Annotated in this window: 18 protein-coding genes; all 18 read right to left on the bottom strand. The window is 61.1% G+C overall.

Going from position 1 to position 19,600, the window contains the following annotated elements; all coding sequences use genetic code 11:
- Nucleotides 1–786: 786 nt before the first annotated feature.
- Nucleotides 787–2,847 (bottom strand): hypothetical protein, encoded by a 2,061-nt coding sequence (locus ACZYTC_RS28330; RefSeq protein WP_488991102.1) that lies wholly within the window; start codon nucleotides 2,845–2,847, stop codon nucleotides 787–789.
- The gene (locus tag ACZYTC_RS28325) at nucleotides 2,847–5,327 is read right to left on the bottom strand and encodes a lysozyme family protein (RefSeq protein WP_488991101.1); all 2,481 of its coding nucleotides are present in this window, start codon (nucleotides 5,325–5,327) and stop codon (nucleotides 2,847–2,849) included. The genes ACZYTC_RS28330 and ACZYTC_RS28325 overlap by 1 nt, the downstream gene beginning before the upstream one ends.
- 10 nt (nucleotides 5,328–5,337) lie before the next feature.
- Entirely contained in the window at nucleotides 5,338–5,691 is a 354-nt protein-coding gene (locus tag ACZYTC_RS28320) for a hypothetical protein (RefSeq protein WP_488991100.1), read from the bottom strand.
- Nucleotides 5,691–6,713 carry a tail fiber domain-containing protein gene (locus tag ACZYTC_RS28315; protein ID WP_488991099.1) on the bottom strand — a complete coding sequence of 341 codons (1,023 nt, stop codon included), beginning with the start codon at nucleotides 6,711–6,713 and terminating at the stop codon, nucleotides 5,691–5,693. The genes ACZYTC_RS28320 and ACZYTC_RS28315 overlap by 1 nt, the downstream gene beginning before the upstream one ends.
- On the bottom strand, nucleotides 6,713–7,195 hold the full coding sequence (locus ACZYTC_RS28310) for an HNH endonuclease (protein WP_488991098.1): 483 nt from the start codon (nucleotides 7,193–7,195) through the stop codon (nucleotides 6,713–6,715). Before ACZYTC_RS28310 ends, ACZYTC_RS28315 begins: the two co-directional genes overlap by 1 nt.
- 50 nt (nucleotides 7,196–7,245) lie before the next feature.
- Entirely contained in the window at nucleotides 7,246–7,653 is a 408-nt protein-coding gene (locus ACZYTC_RS28305; RefSeq protein WP_488991097.1) for a GNAT family N-acetyltransferase, read from the bottom strand.
- Complete coding sequence (locus ACZYTC_RS28300; RefSeq protein ID WP_488991096.1) at nucleotides 7,653–9,122, bottom strand: hypothetical protein; 1,470 nt, start codon at nucleotides 9,120–9,122, stop codon at nucleotides 7,653–7,655. The genes ACZYTC_RS28305 and ACZYTC_RS28300 overlap by 1 nt, the downstream gene beginning before the upstream one ends.
- A 101-nt stretch (nucleotides 9,123–9,223) precedes the next feature.
- The gene (locus tag ACZYTC_RS28295; RefSeq protein WP_488991095.1) at nucleotides 9,224–9,931 is read right to left on the bottom strand and encodes a phage adaptor protein; all 708 of its coding nucleotides are present in this window, start codon (nucleotides 9,929–9,931) and stop codon (nucleotides 9,224–9,226) included.
- Entirely contained in the window at nucleotides 9,931–10,572 is a 642-nt protein-coding gene (locus tag ACZYTC_RS28290; protein WP_488991094.1) for a hypothetical protein, read from the bottom strand. The genes ACZYTC_RS28295 and ACZYTC_RS28290 overlap by 1 nt, the downstream gene beginning before the upstream one ends.
- A gap of 72 nt (nucleotides 10,573–10,644) precedes the next feature.
- Nucleotides 10,645–11,421, bottom strand: coding sequence for a hypothetical protein (locus tag ACZYTC_RS28285; protein ID WP_488991093.1), 777 nt, complete (start codon nucleotides 11,419–11,421; stop codon nucleotides 10,645–10,647).
- Between the two features lie 11 nt (nucleotides 11,422–11,432).
- Nucleotides 11,433–12,434 carry a phage major capsid protein gene (locus ACZYTC_RS28280; protein WP_488991092.1) on the bottom strand — a complete coding sequence of 334 codons (1,002 nt, stop codon included), beginning with the start codon at nucleotides 12,432–12,434 and terminating at the stop codon, nucleotides 11,433–11,435.
- A gap of 24 nt (nucleotides 12,435–12,458) precedes the next feature.
- The gene (locus ACZYTC_RS28275) at nucleotides 12,459–13,583 is read right to left on the bottom strand and encodes a hypothetical protein (RefSeq protein ID WP_488991091.1); all 1,125 of its coding nucleotides are present in this window, start codon (nucleotides 13,581–13,583) and stop codon (nucleotides 12,459–12,461) included.
- A gap of 43 nt (nucleotides 13,584–13,626) precedes the next feature.
- Entirely contained in the window at nucleotides 13,627–13,986 is a 360-nt protein-coding gene (locus ACZYTC_RS28270) for a hypothetical protein (protein WP_488991090.1), read from the bottom strand.
- Nucleotides 13,987–13,988: 2 nt separating this feature from the next.
- Complete coding sequence (locus ACZYTC_RS28265; RefSeq protein WP_488991089.1) at nucleotides 13,989–14,264, bottom strand: hypothetical protein; 276 nt, start codon at nucleotides 14,262–14,264, stop codon at nucleotides 13,989–13,991.
- Nucleotides 14,261–15,271 carry a hypothetical protein gene (locus ACZYTC_RS28260; RefSeq protein WP_488991088.1) on the bottom strand — a complete coding sequence of 337 codons (1,011 nt, stop codon included), beginning with the start codon at nucleotides 15,269–15,271 and terminating at the stop codon, nucleotides 14,261–14,263. Before ACZYTC_RS28260 ends, ACZYTC_RS28265 begins: the two co-directional genes overlap by 4 nt.
- Nucleotides 15,271–17,457, bottom strand: a complete 2,187-nt coding sequence (locus ACZYTC_RS28255; protein WP_488991087.1) for a hypothetical protein — start codon at nucleotides 17,455–17,457, stop codon at nucleotides 15,271–15,273. The genes ACZYTC_RS28260 and ACZYTC_RS28255 overlap by 1 nt, the downstream gene beginning before the upstream one ends.
- Nucleotides 17,457–19,028, bottom strand: a complete 1,572-nt coding sequence (locus ACZYTC_RS28250) for a terminase (protein WP_488991086.1) — start codon at nucleotides 19,026–19,028, stop codon at nucleotides 17,457–17,459. The genes ACZYTC_RS28255 and ACZYTC_RS28250 overlap by 1 nt, the downstream gene beginning before the upstream one ends.
- Entirely contained in the window at nucleotides 18,994–19,506 is a 513-nt protein-coding gene (locus ACZYTC_RS28245; RefSeq protein WP_488991085.1) for a terminase small subunit-like protein, read from the bottom strand. Before ACZYTC_RS28245 ends, ACZYTC_RS28250 begins: the two co-directional genes overlap by 35 nt.
- Nucleotides 19,507–19,600: the final 94 nt, after the last annotated feature.

Genomic DNA, 19,600 nt, shown 5'->3' with positions numbered 1-19,600 from the left:
TCCCTGCACAACACTCACCTGTGCAGGAATCTCTGCAATTACACGCACCATATGTCCCTCCATTTTCGAACCTGGAGGGGTTAGTTCTCAATTTCGACAGGGGGGCAGTTTCTCACTTCGGATGACACGGCCTTTGCCGGTAGCTGCGATCATTCCTGGCAGCAGGCTAAGGACGGGTCCTCGTGCGGCGATCGTGCCGCGGATCGGCGTCAAGGTGGGGATGACGATTAAAATATTCTGAGCGGGGTCCAGACTCCGCTCATGACCGCCTGGGGTCTAGAATGAAGTCAGCGTTGGATACAATTTTTAGCAGCGTATTTGGTATTGTTTGGGCGCTGGGCGGCCCGATAACCTACATCCTATTGGTTGTGGATACATGGCAAGGCAGAGCCTCCCCATTCGTCAAAATATTGATAAATCTTACGCTTGACGCGTTTCTTGCTACCATATGGCCAATTACAGTAGTTTTTTGGGCACTTCGCGCAACTTTTCCAGGGGTGTTCTAGATGAATAGAATTGCAGTCGTTGTTTGGGCTGGTGTCGACGTAGCGGCGACGCTCAAGCCCCTAGGTGCACAGTAGAGCCCGGCTAGTGCAGGGAACTTAGCACTGTGATATTGAGGCGAGATGCGCCAAACCAAATCCGACACAGATCCCAAGGAGCCCTTTTTTGGGCCGAACGCGATTCCGTGGGTCCTATCCCTGGTTGCTGCTCTGATGGTTGGCTGGCTAGTGGCCAGATTCATCAACCCTGCCTTACAGCCCTATGACCAAGCTATCGCGCATTTTATTGTGACCAAGCTGGGCCTATAGCCCTCCCCTCCATACCGCTCTGTTGGATCAGAGCATTCACCACCGCGTGCATCCCAGGGGAGAGTTGCGGGTTGGTCTTGCCGGCCTGGTAGTTGATCAGGGCATTGACAACACGGTCGCGAGCATCGCCCTGAGATACCGATAGGCGCCCGAGCTGGCTCGCAAAATCAGCGGCAGCTTTCTCTCCACTCCGACTGCGAACCATATCGAGCCCCTTTTTGCCAGCCCATCCCAACAGGCCAAGGGCGGTGACATTCGGGGGTAGATCGGCCGGCTTCTCGAGGCCCCTCATCGCCTCGCGAAAGCCCTGCGTCATGCCGGTATCAGAGCCACTTTCCACACGGTTGCGAGTGGCGTTGAAAACAGCTTCGCGATCACCAGCCGCTAGAGCCGCATCGGCATTGTCCCGACCAAAGAGCGTACCAAGCTTCTCGCGGTTCCAATCGCCCTCGCCTTTCATCAGGCGATTCCAGGCAACAGGGTCATTGGCAGCCGTGCCCAGATTGCGGTCAATCTCGGCGCGGACACCCTGACGAAGACGAAGCGGCGCAGCGGATGGACCAACAAGCGTGCCGTTCGGCTGCGCTTGTTCCACGATCTGGGCTTGCAGATCGCTGGGGCGAATGGCCGTCTTGCCACTATCGAGCACCCGGCCACCTTCACCCAATGCATCCCGCTGCAGCGCGAGCTGCTGATACTGCGCATCCACGTCTTTGATGCCCGGCACGGCGCGAGCAAGCTCTTCGTCAACCTGCTGCCGAGCCATAGTCAGTTGGCGAATGACCTGAGGATTTTGCTCACCGGTTAGCATGCCGTCAATTGCCTGCCTGGTCTGAAACAAAGTTCCTGGATTGGGATCGAGCTGGCCAGGCGCGCCCGTGATATCGAGCATCCCCCGCACCCGTTGTGTCGCCTGCTGAGCCGGACCACGGAGATTGACGGCGTTGGTTTCGAGGCTCGAGGCCAGCGGTTCGGTGTTGACGGCGCGCGCGCCTTGGAAAGCCGGCCCGTACTGCCTGCCGGTCGTTTCAAGACCTTCACCGATGGTGCGATTGATGGCAGATGGCTGTACGACGGGGCCGAGGGAGGCGTTCAAATCATCGGCGAGGCGAGTATTTGCGCCAGCACCGCGGTTCATCAGAGCATCCACAACTGCACCACGGCTATCTGGCACTGAGGCGGCGCCACGTGCTACGCCCAGCCATTCAGGCGAGACATCAGCCAGCGTTCCCAGCGGGCCAAGGCCTTGAGCAGACTGCAGGAGATCCGGCGAGATATTGCGGCGTGCATAATCGAGAGCCGGTTTCGAAAGGCTTCCGATTTCGGGATCGCGGAAGGCCTTGATATAATTGGCGATAACAGGAATTGTCTTGCTGGCCGCGCCAATAGCACCGCCTGCAGCACCTCCCACCCTTGCGCCTTCCAATGTGCTCGACAGCCGTTTTTCAAGCCCTCCCTCCCCCGAGCCAAAGCCCTGGAGAGCACCATATCCCGCGCCCTCTGCGGCCCCCTTCCAGATGCTGGGCGCACCCTTGAGCAAAGTAAGTCCCGCCTCCTGGGCCTTCCCGCCGAGCATCAGACCGCCAGCGAGATTGCCGGCACCGGTTGCAATGGGGTGATCCGCTTCAGCCTGGTGGAGCGTGCCGCGCTCGCGATCGAGGGCGCGGCCATAGGCATCTGCCATACGCTGGCCAAAGCCCTTGTCAGCATCTTCGCCGGTGATAGCCCCCTTCAGCGCCTCGATCGGAGATAGAGCGCCGGCCATGAGCTCATCACCGAAGCCGAGCGTCATGCCTTGCTGAATGCCAGTATTACCGGCGGCCAGCGCCCCTCTCGTCGCGAACCGATGCAGGGCGCTATCGTCATCCTGACGCCCCGCCGCGGCATCAGGCGCAAACTGCCGGTTGATCGTCTCGGCTATCTGGGCCGCATCAATTGGTGGCGTGAGGGCTGGTGCGGCATATTTCGCCCATGGCGGCACGTCTGCCGGAGCGGCTTCAACAGGCGCAGCATATTTTTCCCAAGGTCCGGCCATTACTGCACCTTTTCCCAGCTTTCGGGCTTGCCCGGGTCGCCACCCTTGAAACGAAAGCCGCCTTCAACCGTACCAGGCTGCGGGGCGCCAGGAGGTGCCTGCGTGGCCTGTGCGGTCGGAACAACGCCGCCCTGCTTCGGTGCCTCCTGGGGACCTGTCGCCGCCTTCAGGGCAGCGAACGGATCCGGCAGAGATTGCAACTGCTTCATGCCTTCCTGCCGGTTCATCTGATTGGTGGTGACCAGCGTCGCGATGCGAGCCTGCTCCAGCCGCTGCTGCGCCAGGGCTTCCATCGTGTCCATGATCAGCGCGTTGCCTTCAGGCGTGTTCGACAGCTTGGGCAGCGCGTCGCGGAACATCTGCACGTCGCGATCGGAGGCAGCGCCGGGCATGCCCTGCCGCTGTGCCGGCGTGAGCTTCGACAAGATCGCGTTGGCGTATTCGAGGTTACCGGCGTTCTCCCCGAGCTTGATGCCGTACTGGTTCGCGATGGCCTGGGCACCGCCAAGGAAGCCGCCGGGCAGCGTGGCAATTGCCTTGCGCAGATTGGCGATATTCCCCAGATCGGCCTTGGCCTGCGGGCCATCTTCAGCCAGTCCGAGGAACATCTTGCCCTGGCCCTCGCCAACGGTCTTGTCGAACTGGCTTTCGCCGCCCTGGATGCTGACCGAGGTCTGCGGGCCAAGGCTGGCGGGCTTGCCATCGGGGCCGAAGTAGAGAGGCATGCCGGGGGCGATGCCATACTGCGCGCGCTCCTGATCGGTGGCAGGACGGTAGCCTGAAGGCACCCCGTCTGGCGTGACATCGCGCGCGCCGCCGCTGCGCGGGTCGAAGGCAAGAGCGCGCCCGTTCAACTCCTTGTATTCCTGGTTCGGAGGCGCCTGGAAGACGACTTGCCCGGTCTTGGTATTGACGATGTTGTTCCCGACGGTCGCGGTCGGCGGTGCCGAGAAGTCGGCCACAACTTTCCCATCGGGCATGACAAGCCGGTCACCAACCTGCATCGGTTTCGGCGTGGCCTGATAGATTGGCGCAACCGTGCCGGTGCGCGGATCGGTGCGAAGGATCGTGCCATCCGGCAGGCTCTGGAAACCATATTCGTTCGGCTTCATGCGCTGCTGGATGATGCCGGCGACAAGCTGCTTGTCAGCGGGCGAGGCGAAGGGATCATTGAGCACCGCGGAGAACTGCTGGAGCTGCTGGGGGGAGAGACCGCCCTGAGTGGCAGAGGCCGGGGGTGGGCTCATCGCATTTGCCACCGCCTGCCCACCCGGGGAAAGGTTGGGCGCTGCCTGGGCAACCTTCTGGGGAGCACCCGCGATGGCATTGGTGACGGCAGCAGCGCCAGACTGCGGCGCTGTCTGCGGGTTTCCCGCAGATGGCGAGGCCTGGGCAGCCGGTGCGGCGGCGCCCTCCAGCCCCCAGTTGATCGCCTCGTTCGGGACATTGTAGCCATTGTTCGCATAGGCCTTCGCCTGATCGGGCGAGAGCGAGCCGGGCTTGAAATTGCCCTGCTTCAGGTCTGCGCCAGGCGTGAAGGGGCTCGCGGGTTGGCCGGCAGCACCAGCGGATGCCGGCACGAAGCTGGGATCGGCAGAGGCAACCTGTACAGGGGCCGTAGCAGCCTGGGGCGCAGCAGCGACAGCACCGTTGCCATAGTGGCCTAGATTACTCGCATAGGCCTGGGCAAAACGATTCTGGTTGGTGCCGGCCTCGATGCCGCCGGGAAGGCTCGTCCAGACACCAGACAACGCCGAACCAATCGCGCCAGCCTGGTTAGGGTCGTTCAGGTCGGCCGTCAGATCGCGGCCGGTCTTGCCCTTGTAGGTCGTGGCGGCCAGATCCCATGCGGCAAGATCCTGATTGGCTGGCGAAAAGTCGGCGAGCCCCAGCTTTTTGGCCTGGGAATTCCAAGTCGAGCCGAGGAATTGATAACGACCGGCCGCCGATGAGGTCCTGCCGGCGTTCGGGCCGCCAGCGATCGGCACGGCAACGCCGGGGTGCGCGGCATAGCTATCAAACTTCTTGCCGCCATAAATCGTATTGTAATCCGGGCTTTCGGTACCGGCGATGGTATCGAGCAGCGCGCGCTGCGACGGGGAAAGGCTGGTGTTTGCCGCTTGCGTGACGCGCCCGCTCGAAGGTGCTGCGGACGAGGCCCCGGTGCTTGCAGTCGACACCGCGGCCTGAGGCCCCGCCCCGCCGCCCAGCAAGCCGCCGAGCAAAGATGAGGTGCGCTGCGAACTCGCATTGCGCGCGTTCTTCTCGTCGGTATCGGCCCAGTAGTTCTGAAGCGTGCCGGACAAAGCATCCGTGACGCGGGCCACGCCTTGCCAAGGGGATTGGATCGGGGAACTGTCCGAACCCTGCTTCATCAAGGCCATGGCGAGCATGCGCCGACGCTCCAAGGCTTCGGGCGAGAGCGCACCGGCCTGGGCGGCCTCTTCGGGCGACGGGCCGGAAATGAACGAAAGAGCCATGGTCTACCCCTCAGAGGTGGGAACCGCCGCCCATGCCACCATGGGTGCGATTGTCGTCGAGATAGTTGGGGTTCGCCCGGAAACCTGCCTGTTGCGCCCCTTGGGCGGCTGGGTTCCACGTCCCACGCGGCGCCGAACTGGGAGAGGATCCCATCATGCTCCCCATGCCGCGCTGCGGGCTCCAGGAGCCGCCCAAGATCGCATTGGTGACGTTCTGGGCTCCCTCTCTCTGTGTGGCTTGCTGACCATTGGTGCGCCAATCCGGGCCGAACAGACCTCCGAAAATCATGTCCTGCATCTGCCGCACGACAGGCTTGTTGGGATCGGCGGACATCTGAAAGGAAGAGCTGGGATCGATAGGCATCACATCACCGCCTGTTCATAGTTGACGTGCTTCACGCCGCCGAACTCGCGCACCGCCCAAGGCTTCACGCGCTCGACCTCCTGAGCCAGAAGGCCGATTTCACTGGCGCCACCGATCTCATAGGCATGGAACGAAATGCCGTTCCTGAGCGCGCCCAGGCGCCGGATATTGCGCTTCAGGCGGCGATCTGACCGAAGCCAGCCGCCCAGGCCCATGCCGGCGATGTTGCCTATCGTGCCGAAGATGCCACCCATGCTGGCCGCATTCGCTTGGTTCTGGGCGTTGTAGGCGCCGAGCTGGGCATTATAGGAATTGTAGACGTCGCCCTCATAGTCGGCGGGTTTGATCTGCGTACTCGGCGTCTGGCCATAGGTGGGGTTGGTCACCTGGGAGCCTGACATGAGCGCGTTCAGTTCATTGATCGGCTCCTGGCGCTGCGTCACCATCTGCTGAACGGCCTGTTGGCGCCCGTTGAGCAGCATCTGGTTCCACTGATCGCTGTTGCCCTGACCCTGCAGCTTTATGGCGTTGTTGTAGGCCTCCGAGCCAGCCGTGACACCCTGGGCCGCAAGCTGGGCCTGCAGAGCCTGTCCCTGCCGGTTTTGCTGATCGGTGATGCGAGGCGAATAGAGGTCGTAGAGGTGCTGATCGATCGTGGAATCGGACAGATCCAGTGGCGTGTTCAGCAGATCGCCCATCCTCTTAGACTGGTCGACGCCGATTTGAGCAACCGTCTGCTTGGTCTGATTGCTGAGGTCGTAGAGCCTTTGCTGGTCTGGCGAATAGGTCTGCGTCGCCGTGAACTGCGGGATTTCATACTCGTGCCAAGCACCATTCGCATCCTGCATCCGGTACTTGTTCATGCCGGTCTGCGAATAATTCAGGGTGCCCTGCGGCGTGACCTGGTTCGTCTGGTTGATCAGCTGCGTGCCGATCGCGCTCGCGATGTTCTGGCCAGTTTGCGCATTCGCGGTCTTGACCGGATCCGGTGCCGGGGGTGGATCAGGAGCGTCACCAGCCATCAGTTCATTCCTTCTATTCCGGCGAATTCGCCGTAAATGCCGATTGCTGCAATGCGCCGAGCCGCTGCGGCGTGGGCTTTCTCAGCAAAGGAGCCAAGAACGATCAGCTTGCTATCGATGTGAATGAACGCTTCCCACTTTGATTGGCGGGCCTTCCACCGCACACCGCGGATGCCAGATGAATTCCGGCGTGACAGGCTCTTGTTCCTGGCATTTTCGGTGGATGTGCAGGCGCGCAGATTGCCGCGCCGGTTGTTAAGGGTATCGCGGTCTCTGTGGTCGGCGTATTGGCCTTTTTCTGCCGCCGAGATAAGGCGGTGAGCAAAAATGGTCTTCCAACCCTCCTTGGCATATGCATAGACAAGGCGATCTGAATTGACCTTCGCCATCCACCGCCGGCCCTCCAAGAGGTTGCGGTCGGAAATATCAGCTTGAAACCAGCGTCCGGCCGCCTTTGGACCGAGCAATTCGACCCAAAGCATGCCGCCACGCTCCTCAAGCCGGCTTGGAGCACCGGGCCTGAAAACCACGTCTAAACCTCTAATTTCAACCAGGGAAAATCTTCGGGCAGCAGCCCGTAGATGATGGCATCCTCATCGCCGTAGCCGCGACGCTTCACGCCTTCGATCTTGAAGCCACAACGACCGGCCAGACGGTGCACGAGATGATTGCTGGCCCGAACCGTCATCGAAACGCGCCGGCATCCGGCCTGCACGAAAGCGTAGTGGGCCAAGGCCTTCATCACCTGCCGGGACAAGATGCCAGGGCCCGCGATCGTCATGTGAATGTCGGAACCGGTCCAGCAATTGAAGACCGCGCCACCGATCAGATCACCATCTCGAGCAACGCCGATCGAGACGAAGGGCGGCGACAAGGTGAAGCCGATCAGATCGCCGACCAACCGGGCCACTTCCACATCGCGGCCCGTGACGATCTCCATCAGAAATAACCGCCGGGCTCATACAGGACGTTCATTTCAGTGATCTTGCAGTTCACGCCGACATTAGGCGTTGCCGGCAAAGCCTTGATCGAGACCGCCGCGGCCATCTGGTAGCCTTCGCCGGTCACGGCAACCCACTTCGCCATCGTATTGTTTTGAGCCGCCCAGCGGGCCGTGCCCCACCGTGCCGAACCCCAGAGAGAGCCGCTGAGCACCGGAGACGATTGGGCGGCGGTCGGCGCTACAATGTTGTAGTCGACGCAGACGGCCACCTGGGCAGCGATGCCAGGATCCGTGATGAATACCGGGCGGGCCATGCGGGCCGACTTCGTGCGCCCTTTGATGCCCAGGTCGTTGAAAGCAGAGATCCAGGTCGCGGCAATCGCGGTGTTGTTGTCTGCGCTGCCGATCTCGGCTTGGAATACGCGCCCCGCAACATCGCCAAAAAACAGATCGTCGCGCCGGATCCCCCAGGATGAGGCATTGAGCCCGAGATACCGGCACCAGGCACCCGTAAGCACGTTCATCACATACTGGATCGAGGTCACGCCCTCGGCGGTCGGTATGTTGATGATCGCCATGTTGCCCTTGGCATAGCTCAGGATCTGCCATCCGAAGTTCTGGCCGTAGAGGGCGTAGGCGTCTGTGAAAGCCTTCTGGATGTTCCAGGTGAAGGCAGCTCGAGCAGCAGCGGCGCGATCGATATTGATCGCCTGCGAGCCCGGCATCAGACCATCGGAGCACAACAACACCACGTCAGCGCCGATGTTCAGCGTGCAGCGCCTCCCTATCGGCCGGCCGACAACGAAGCGCGCCACTATCGACCATGTGGTACTGCTGGCCGGGTCGGTGCCGGCATAGACGAAAACCTCGCCCTCTGATGACAGGAAGACGCAGTAATCTTGCGGCCCCTGGCCAGCATCATGCGTCCAGGTGCAGCCGCTGATCAGAGAACCGCCTTTCACCATCAGGGAGCCCAGAGGGAATTTCGTCGCGGCGCCGCCAATGGAATTCGGGGCGAGATACCAGGCGTCAGCCGTGCCGCTCTCGATAAACCAGAGCCGCTGTTTTGAAGCCCAGACATGGACGAGCGCGTTCGGATTTGCCGGGCCCGTGATAGCCGGCGACGTGCTCCAGCTCGTGCCATCGTAGAAGCGGGGAGCATCGAAGCCGTTGACGGCCACCAGAAATTGGCCGCCGGGTGTCGAGAATTCCAGCCATTGCCAACGATTGTTGCTCAGGCCAGAGACCGCGGCCGATGCGATGTTGCCGCCATTGGTGACGTCGTAGATCTTGTTGCCGACACAGGCGAACATCTTGGTAGAGCTGCCGCCCTGCCAAACCATCATGGTTTCAACCGGCGTCGTTTCCGGCGTCGTGGCGAAGACCTGAGAGCCAGGGCGCCAGCGGAGGCCATCGGGATCGGGAAAGAAATTGTCCAGCACGACAGCCGCCTGCGGGTCCATCATGCTGATCGCCTCATTCGCAACCCATCCCTTCGTCGAGGCCGGGATGGTGTGCTGGCGAGAGATGACATTCCGACCGTTGCCGGGGCGCAGCGGCTTCCTCATCACGGCCCCGGATAGCTGATGATGCCGGGGTACCACGTATCCGCCGGCTCAAGGATTTGCGTCGTGCTGATTTCTCGCCCGGTGTTCTCCTGCCCGGCACTGGTGTCGAAGGATGCTTCATAGCTGCGGAATTCCTCCGCATAGTCGAGCCCCTTGGACCGCTTCCACATCCAGATCGTGCCGAGCATGATAAGGCGCTCGGGAATGATCGAGGTGTCAGTGTCGGCGCTCCATTCGAGTTTCCGGATCACTCCGTCCTGATCGAGGATCCAGGGCGCCGTGGCATAGACATAGGTCACTACCTCGCCAACGCCGAGAACCGGGAAGAACTCGATTTTGTTGTTGATCAAACGCCAGCAGGAAGGCTGCACCGAAACCGGCAACGCCTTGAGCCGCAAAAGATCCTCTTCGTTGACCGGGCCTGGCATCGTCAGCGTGGGATAGCTGCTGGAAATGAAGGTATCGGAGGGCGACAGCGTCGCTAGGTTCGCCGGCAAAGGGAACTGTGCGGTTGCGCCGTCGCCCGTGAAGGTGGCGTTGCTCGATTTCAGATTGCGCCATGTCCAGCGCTCGCGCAGATCGTCGCCTGCGTCCTGGGCGAACGCCACAAGCTGCTGGATGGTCGGATCTGGCGAGCTGAAAGCCGATTGCGGAGGCAAGAGCCCTATCCGCGTGGCGGCTTTCTGAACGATGGACAGCAGAGACATCAGGCAGCGTCCTTCCTAGGTCGACCAGGCCCGCGGCGCTCGTCGTCAGACTGGGATTTGACGAGGGCTGAGAGTTCAGCGAAATCGCTTTTGAGAGTGGCCATTTCATCCTTGAGACGCTGGTTCTCTTCGGCCATTTCGATGGCAAAAGCGTTGTCCGCGGCATTCTTCAGCCATGCCGACGCCTTGTCTCGCCATTCACGCAAGCCGTGGTGCTTGGACAACTGGGCATCTGCGACGGCCGCGAGCCCTTCCACGTTGAAGATGGCCAGGGCCTCGAATTCCTTGAGGCGGGCCGGCGTCATCAATGGCCACTGCCTGAGCGGGGTGCCGGTGATTTGGTCGGCGTTCTCGCGGTCTGCCTTCCACTTCCCGTAGGCCTCAGCGAAGCGCTCCCGGTAATGGTCGGTAACCGGCGATGAAATCTGATTGAAGGGGTCGCCAGCAACGAAGATTCGAACGGTCTCGATCTCATCGAAGATCGGGCGCCCAGCCTTTGCGGACGCCGCGGGATTTTCGACCGGCTCCATGTAGAAAATGGGGGTGACGCCCCTATTCATTTCAATCCATTGCTCATGGCCGTTGTGACCGATCGTCATCATCGGGTCGCCGGCATCGCCGAGCATGTCGGTATAGCTCATTGGGGTTTTTCCTGTTGATGGGAAAAGAAAAGAGGCCCCGAAGGGCCTCTCTGGTGTCATCAGCCAACCGGATCAGTTGGTCTTGTCGATGTACGGCCATTTAAAATAGGCCTCGACATAGCCGTTGGCAGTGATCGCCACCGCCGTGCCGTTCGCCGTGGCATTGGCGCTCAGCGTGATCGTGTAGTTGCCGGGATTGCCGTTGATCGAGGCAATCGTAGTGGAACCGGGGATGCCGGTACCCGCCACGGTCTGACCAGGATAGAGGCCGGCGGTGCTCGAGATATTCGTCAGCGTCGGCGAGCCGTTGGTGGTGTTCGCGGTGAACGCCACATTGGTTTGCGCCAGATAGAGGCCGACGATGAGCTTGGAGCCGACAGTTGCCGACGCCGGGGCATTGGCCTGGCCGGCTGTTGCCGTGGTCTCTGCCAGGTTGCCGGCAGCGGCAGCGGAAGCCGCCTTGAGCAGGCTGACGCCCGAGCGCTGAACCCAAATCCCATAGGTGCCCGTGGCCGGGAACACATAGGAGAAGGGAGTGGCGGCGGGATCGCCATACCGGCCGCCCAGATAGAAGGCGCCGACAGACTGGCCGCGAACGCCGGCGGCCGTGGTGAGCTGCGTGGCGGTGCCGTTGTTATCCCACTGGAACAGGTCGCCCTGGTTCACGGTCAGGGGCGCAGAGGCGACAGTAAAGAGGAGAAATACAAACTCCGCTTCCTGATCGCCGCTGACTACTTCGCCGACGCGGAAGGACGGCAGGGGGCCAGACTTGCCGGTGACGTCGAGAGGGCCTTCGGGCGCGTAGAGACGCGGGCCAATGCCCCCATACTGGAGGTATGCAATGGTCATTGTGAGGATCCTTACTGCCAGAGCACGCCCTGGAGGGACAGGTTGTCAGCGGACATGTTGCCCGCCCACGCGTAGATCCGCACCGTGGCGTCCTGATTGGCGTTCTGGCGATTGCCGCCAACCACCTTGAAATTCCGCTGAGTGTGGGGGCGGTATTTCAGGAAGTCGGTGTTCAGGAAGTACATGGTGTTTACGGGGATCTGGCCGTTCTTGCCGCCATCGAGGATGACATCGACCGACTTGCCGGCGCCGTAGTATTTGAGGCCGGTGAAGCCCATGCCAACCTTGTCCCCGCCGCCATCCGTGATGCGCTGGATGCTCTGCAGGGAGCTCAGATAGGCGAGGTAATAGTTGTTGTCGGCCACGATCAGATTGACGCCGTCCTGATTGCGCTTCAGGCCGATCGTGGTCTTGTTCATGTACTGGACGATGTTGGTCGACGTGACGACGCCCAGCGGATCGGTGTTCGCGTTCACCGACACGTTGCGCCACCAGGGATTCGCGGCGCGGTCGATACCGCCGATCAGGCCGGTGGTCGGCGCCTTGGAGATCAGGGCCGCAAGGCCGGTGATCTGCTTGCCGGACCAGCCGGTACCATCGGAATAGATGCCGGCAGACATCTGGTTCCAGAAGGTATCTTCGGCGCCGTCGACGCGAGCCTCGATGAGGTCGATCATCTGCTCTTCGCCGGTGTTCTGGAGCTGCTCCAGGCCGGAAATCACCACCGCGATCGATGCCTGTTTGATGGGGAATCGCGCGGCAGTCATGGTGTCGTTGAGCGTGATGTTCAGGAACTCGTAGCCCGAGTAGAACATGAACGTCTGGTTCTGCGCGTAGCGCAGTTCCTCGATGATCTCGCGGCCACCGGAAAAGGGCTTGCGGCTCTTATCCTTCATGTAGGCGAGCAAGGCGTTGTTGTTGGTGATGTTGTCCGAGAGCTTCTTGGAGCGGTTCTCCAAGGTGGTCGTGACGACATCGCCCCAGTCAACGGAAGTGACGAGAGGTGCAGGCATCTGCCTATGTCCTTATGATGATACTCAGGCCTCGCCGCGCTGCTCTGCGATAGAGCGCCGGATAGTCTCTCTGAGCGATTCATTGGCGGGTGGCGCGTTGGTCGGGGTCTCACCTCGAGCCGGTGCGCCGGTCACGGCTTTGGAGGCCTGGCGGGCTTGAGCTGCCGCATTGGCCTTTGCCGCGTTTGATGCGGCGGGAGTGGGGGCACGCTCATTGATGAGCAACTGCCTGACGTCGGGATGCATCCAACAGGCCGTTTCGTAGATCGCGGGAAGGTCGATTTTCTGCCCGCTGGTGTTGGCCTGGTTGATGAGGCTCACCATGATCTCCGACACGTTGTCGGCATACCTGTTCTTGGGATCGGCAAAGAACGTGTCGACGTTCTGAGCCACGGTCTGCCTGTGCTGGTTGGCTCGTTCACTCTCTTGATTGGTGACGATGCTTTTTAGCTGGGCAAGTTCTTGCAGCAGAGCCGGATGGATCTGCATCGCGTTCGGGTCGGCGTCGGTCTGTGGCTGCTGGCCACTGCCCAGACGCTGCAGGAGGGCCTGGGCGAACTGCTGGGGGTGCATGCCGAGGTTGCCGGCCAGGTGCGCTACGGCGGTGAAGGGATCGCGCTTAAAGGCACCCTCCCAATTCGTATAATTCGTCAGCGCGCGTTCAAGTGTGGTGCCGCTCTGGCGTGCCTGATCGGCGAAGCGCTCGATACCCTTGTATTCCGTGAGCTTGGCAAACCCCTGGTTCACCTCCTGCTCGCGCTTGACGATATCAGCCTTCACCTCGGGCGGCAGGCTATCAAAGGCGGCCTTGCTCTTGGGAGACCACCCCGGCGGCGGCCGGATAGCCTGCTGATCCTCCTGCGGAGTCTCAGGAGCGGCATTGTCGCCCTTCGGGGCATCAGCCGCGTCGGCCTTCTGCTCCTTGCCCTCTTGGGGCTTCTCCTGGGCCCTCTCCTGGCTGGCGAACCGGCCGCTCTCGTCGCGGGCGCGGGCCTGCTTTGCCTCTTCCTGCTCATTGGCAAGGGGAGTTTCAGCCGGGGTTTCCGTGACGGCTGCCCGCTGCTGCTCAATAGCCGCGGTGATCGTCGCACGCAGGTCATCGCCCGCTGGCGTCTCAATGACGCCCTCGTTCAGGACTTCGTCGGTCATGCTCTCTTGGGGGTTGCGCCGCTACCCGTTGATGTCGGGCTGGCTATTCGTCCTCAGGAAGGACAGAGGTCGGAAGAGGATCGGGCTTGTAGCCCTGCTTTACCTTCTCGACTGCCTCGGCAATCTCAGCCTTGGTCACCGGGGGGCGCTCGGGCCGGGACGGTTCTTCGCCGGCTTCCATGATGCGAACGCCCTGATCTTTGTAGGAGCGATAGAGAGCGGAACGGCTGTCGTAGAATTTGCCGTCCTGCATGCTCTTCACGGCGCCGATGTCATCGCGAACAAGCATCGGGCACGGCAGGTCAGAGCGTGCGCCGCGTGAGCGCTCAGGCTTCACCGTCTCGATCGGTATCGACCAATCGATCAGCTTGAAATTGTCGCGGTATGCCTGGTCTGCGTTCATGCTCAGTGCCCCCAAGGCAGTGTCACCGGGACGAACAGGGTTTCGCTGTCCATGATATGGATCGGAAGCGTTCCCAGCGAAGGCACCCAAGCGGCATAGGCCGGATCGTTCAGGAGACGCGCCGGCAACACGAAGAGGCCCACCAGCGTGCCAAAGCTCAGATTGTTGGCCAAAGTGTTGGTGACCACCTGAGGCATTACCGCAGCATCGGGACTATTGAGCGCGGCAGCCGCGTTCTTTTGGTCTGTGTCGAGCACGATGAAGGCTTGGACGGTCATACTGCAGCTCCTATGGCTGTCATGTAGGTTTGGATGGCGGTGTAGAGCTGCCCCTGCATCGTCACGCCAAGACTTGCTCCAATCGTGGCACAGCCAACTTGATCGGTGGTGAAGCCAAGAGAACCGCCGTCAGATGTAATGAATAGAATGCCGAATTGAGCGGCGTTCGTCGGGGCGGTGCTGGCGATCACCGACGTTCCAACTTGCGCTCCGTTCTTGAACGCCAAGAATTGCGCAGAGGATGCGCGGTCAATGGCATAGAGGCCGGGGTTTGCGGCATTCGCTATTGCCGGTGCCGAACCAGCATCGTTGAGGGCTTGATTAAACTGATCACCGGTGCCGCGTGTTTGTAGGTATGTCGCCGTCGAGCCGGTGAATACTCCCATTTGGATTGAGGCATCGGCCGCGCGCACCGAGCGATTGTAGAAAGAGATATGAGAGCTGTCCTGCTTGAACTTGAGACTGGCTGTCGCTGGAGTTATTCCGGTGACAAGGCTCGATGTCGAGCCGTCGCCAGCGTATCCACGGTCCACGGTGAATGTAGGCGCGTTTATCGCCGTCAGATTGTAGAGGTCCTGTACCCAGTTGAGCCGAGCGGACTGCGCATCATGTGCGGCCGTCACGTAAAGCGCGTCTGCCTTGGCCCATATGCCGCTGGCCTTCAACCCCACGATCGTGGAGTTGATGAGCGCCTTCCGGGTGTTGTCGGGCTGCACGGTCATGCGAGCAAAGAGAGCAGTGGCGGCCGGGTCGAAGAGCGCTGCCGGGAACGTACCGAGGGAATTCCAGTCGGGTGCGCCGTTCGCAATCGCAAAGGCGGCCATCGCCCCGTTGATCTCGGTGTAAGGGGTGCCAAGCTTTAGATTGATATAAGCCAGCAGCCGGCCGTTCCAGTCATAGGCAGGCACGCCGGCCAGGTCGAACAGGGCGGACCAGTCGCCGTTATAGTCGTAGGCGGTGCCCGTGGCGGCCCGCACTGAGGCTTGGCGCAGCGCTTGGTTCGACATCAGGGCTGCCCCGTGTTCTTCGGCCGCAGCATCCCGTTCACGGCATCCTGTGCCACCATGCGGCGCTCATCCATCAGAACTTGCTGCTCAAGAGTGCGCATCTTGATGGCGTGGTCGGCCTGCATGGCCTCCATGCCCATCTGATGCTCCTGGGCGGCCCGATCCATTTCCATCTTGGTCTGCCCCATCTTGGCCTGAGCTTCGAACTGGGACGTCTGGGCCTCGGTGTTCGCCTTCTGGATCTCCGCTTGCCCCTTGATCTTGGCGGTTTCCATCTTGATCTGCTCATCGGGCGAGGGCTGCGGCGGCTGTTTGGGCTGGCCGGCCATCGCCATCAGCTTGTCAGTGGTTTCCTCGATCACGTTCTGCAGCTCGCGGGCGACAGGGAAAGCGCGGACGCCAAACAGCAGGAACTGACAGGCCATTGGTGCCAGGTCAGGCTGCTGCTGAACCATCGGCCCCCAGACCGTCATGAACTGGCTCACTGCCTGCAGGAACTCGGTGCGGTCCTGCTTCTCCTGCGTCTCGTCGGCCGACACAGTGCTGTCAGTCTCGATATCGAGGCGGAAGCGGCGAAGAACACCATTGCGGAGCAGTTCCTGAACGTCCTCCTGTGTCGGCCCGAGGTTGTTCAGGACCTGCGGCGGCTGAGGCTGGGGAGGAGGCTGCTGGCCCTGCTGCTGCGCCATCTGAGCTGCCTGCTGCCATTGCGATTGAGCCTTCTGGAACTCAAGCGCGGCCTGCTGCTGCTGCATGGCCACATCCTGCCGAGTGGGAAGCTGTGTTTCCGACACTTCCATCATCGTGGAGAGCTGGAATTGCTCGGCGATGATCTCCCCCGCCATGCTGACGATATCGCGGGCAACACGGGCAAGCTCCTTCTTGCGATCCCCCATGCGGGACGACCCATATTGCGCCTTCAGATTTTGCGCATGCGCCGTCTCGTTCGGATCGGTATCGCCACGCATCAGGTCGGAAATGCCGGTGATCTCCCGAACATCATCCTTGAGCTGTTTGCGAAGGTTGATGCACTCCACAATGATCTTGGCGACCTGATCGACGGGCAGCCAGACGATCGGCGCCCCGCCCTGGGCCTTGTCAGTGAAAGCCGCCCAAGACTTCACCGCGATCATCTTGTTTTCGACGCCGGGCGTCATTGCACGCTCGATTTCCGGAGCGCCTTCTCCCTGCGGCCCAGCCGGATAGAAGCCGATGAGCTTTAGAGCATCGGTCAGGGCCGCGATCCGGTTCGTCAGATCGTCAATTTCCTCGGTCTGATCCTGGTAGAAAATGAAATCCGGGATCGGCTCCAAGCTGTCGTTGGTCAGCGTGCCATAGGCGGGACGAGGTGACGGATAAAAGCCGCTCAGCTTGAGATAGGGCGCACCTTCCTCCAGGACCTCGGCGCATCCCTTGGCAACCCACAAGACGCGCTGGTTCACCTTGTCCCAGATTTCGAATATCTCAGCCTTGCGGGTTTCGCTGTCCGAAGGCTGCCCGTCATTGGTTTCGCGGCTTTCGGAACTGTTGAGCGGTACGGCGCCGGGATAGTCGGGGAACCTCTCCTTGAACTGCTTTCCCGTCAGATAGGCCCGATATGCCAGCCAGGGCAGCTCTTCCCACGTCCGTCCCTTGGGGTGAATGAAATCCTCGCGCTGCACATAGTCCAGCCGGACATTTTCAAAGGCGAGCACTTCCGTAGGGCCTGCCTCTTCGGCCTCGGCGCGCTGCTCCTGCGGAGCCTCGGTAAGGCCGTCTTCGACATCGGCCTCTTCGAACACCGCTTCATAGCGCAGCCTGGGAACGCCGCGGGCATAGAGCAAATAGTCGTCGCGGATCTGCTTCAGGAATCGGTCGAAATCGTTGGCGTCGAACTGGAACTGGATTGTCCGCTCGAGCAACTGCGAGGCGATGCGGGCGACAGGGTTGCCAGTGCGAAAACGGGTGTCCACCACCGCCTTGGGCGTCTGGGCATAGACGGCCGGCTTCATGGTCTCGATATTCGACCAGAACAACTGGAACCGCCGACGCTTGGCCGTGCGGCTGCTGTCATACCGGTAGAACCTACGGATCTTGTTGCACCGCGTGCGGTATGGCTGCATGTCGCGCTGGGCGGCCTCGATCTCCGATAGCCATTTCATGGCCACGGTACCAGGCTGTTCGCGCGAATTGTAATCGTCTGCCATCAGGCGCGCTCTCTGCGATCTGTCATCAAGTTCGCGTCCTCGTGCAGCTCATCAAATGTCCAGTCGGACAGCCCGAGCTTGGGCTTCTCTTCCTCTGGATCCTTGGGAACCAGCACGTCAGAAATCATGTGCCGGCTCACCGACAGGTACCGGAAAGCGTCGGCGCCATGGCTGGGCCAACCGTGCCAGGGCTTATCCAGCCACATGCCCCGATCGTCGGACCACTCCTTGCGGTAGGCAGACAGGGCCTTGCGGCCTTCGCTTGTCGCGCCTTCGTCAAAGTCGCAGAGCGGCAGCGTGGAGCGCACCGCGTTGATACCGTCATCGATACTGAGATCGGCGCCGATGATGATCTTCAAACCGTGCTGCAAGCCTTGCTCGACACGGCCCAGGCCTGAGCCCCATTCCGTCACGCGGCCATCGTGCGGCCAGATCTGCGTGCCGAGCGTCCAGCCGCGCTGCTTGGCCAGATCCTTGATTTCCTTGGCGTGGTGCGGCAGGCCTTCGCCGGCAAGCTGGTAATAGCCGACAATACGAATGCGCCCGCCAATGAGCTGGAAAAACCAGATCGCCGTATAGTCGTGCTTGCCGATATCCCAGGCGCCGAGAACCAGATAGCGCGGATCGGCCGGAAATATTCCGATGCCGCCGCGAAGCTCCAATTTGGCCAGCTCATCAGCGTAGTAGGCGCCCTCCACAGCCGCCTCGAAAGCCTCTTCCGGTGTCGACGGATATTCCCGCTTCATGTCCGAAAGCTGGGTTTCCGCCTTCTTGACGTACCAGGCCTTCTGACCAGGCCGCAGGCTGACAACGGTCTTGGCCAGCTTGTCGAAGTATTTGGCCATGTCATCGCCGATGACGACGCCGGCCGGGTCAATCTCGTATTCGGGGTTCTTCCACCATGGGTAAAAGTGAAATTTGAAATCGAGCGGCGTCAAAGGCGTGCTGGTGCGCTGCTTGGCCTGGGCAATGGTGCACGTCTCGTAATAGTGCCCCTCCTGCCCTTCTGCCGTGCTCTCGATAAAGACGAGCTGGCCGGCCTGGACAGTGTTCAGCGCGCCGGTTCGAACCTCTCTCGCCTTCTCGGGGAACTTTGCGCAGAGCTTCCCATACTCGGACACATGCAGATATTGCAGCGTGCCGGATCGAAGCGATGCGCCCACCCTCACGCTCGAATTGTTGCTCAGCAGCAGTTCCTGGGAATTGCTGTTGACGATCGATACCGCGGCTTTGATGCCATCCGGCAGATAGTCATAGGGCAGCTTCACCTTGTCCCGGAAAATCGTCTGGGCATCGCCCAAGGTGTGAGCGATGGTGCCGCACCGGATGTTCGAATTGAAAACCGCCGCGTCCAGCATGAAGATCTGAATGAAGGTGGTGAACCCGAGCTGACGCGCCTTCAGGATCACGTTCTGGTAGTGCATCGCGTCGAACAGGGCTTGCTGAGCCCAGTTCATCCGAAACGGTACGCGATGCCCCTCCTTGTTCACGATGAAATAGAGGTTGCTGAGCCTCCACCGGACATCAGAGAACTGATCAACCGCCGTTTGGAAGGCCGCGCGTTCTGCCATCGATCGCTTTCAGCAGTTCGGAGACTTCGCCGCTCACGCCGTGTTCAACAGCGGTCTTTTCGCCGTAGACCTTGGGGCGAAGCTTGCCCGCCATCCATCGCCGCGTTTCGATCCGCAATTTGGAGCGCTGGATATTCTCGCCATTCGCTTGCCAGCCGGGATTTTCAGGTTCGTTGCGCCGCATCCAATCGTTGCTGCCATCGTCCGCAATATCCAACGACTCGTCGAAAAGCGCATCTGCCTGGGCCTCCCTCGCGTGGGCGTACTGCTCGCGAAAGCTGGCGTTCGCCGCCAGCCAACGAAAAACTGTCGACTGTGCCGGCATGTTCCCATCAAGGCAGATGCTGCGCAGGCTCTCCCCGTTTGCCAGCCGCTCGCAGATCGCGTCCGCTGTCTCCTGCGTGAAGCTCGACGGGCGCCCTGTCTTGGGGGCGGCCGCGTCGTCAGCATCATGTGTAGGATGTGTATCATCAGTCATGGAAGCTCGCCCGGTTGACGGGGCGCCTTCTGGTTATTTCGATCTCAACAGGATTGAGCCGTGCTAGGATGATTGGGAACTCTAAGAGAGAGCC

The organism is Labrys sp. F242, assembly GCF_057813875.1.
This window is presented reverse-complemented; position numbering and strand designations above follow the sequence as displayed.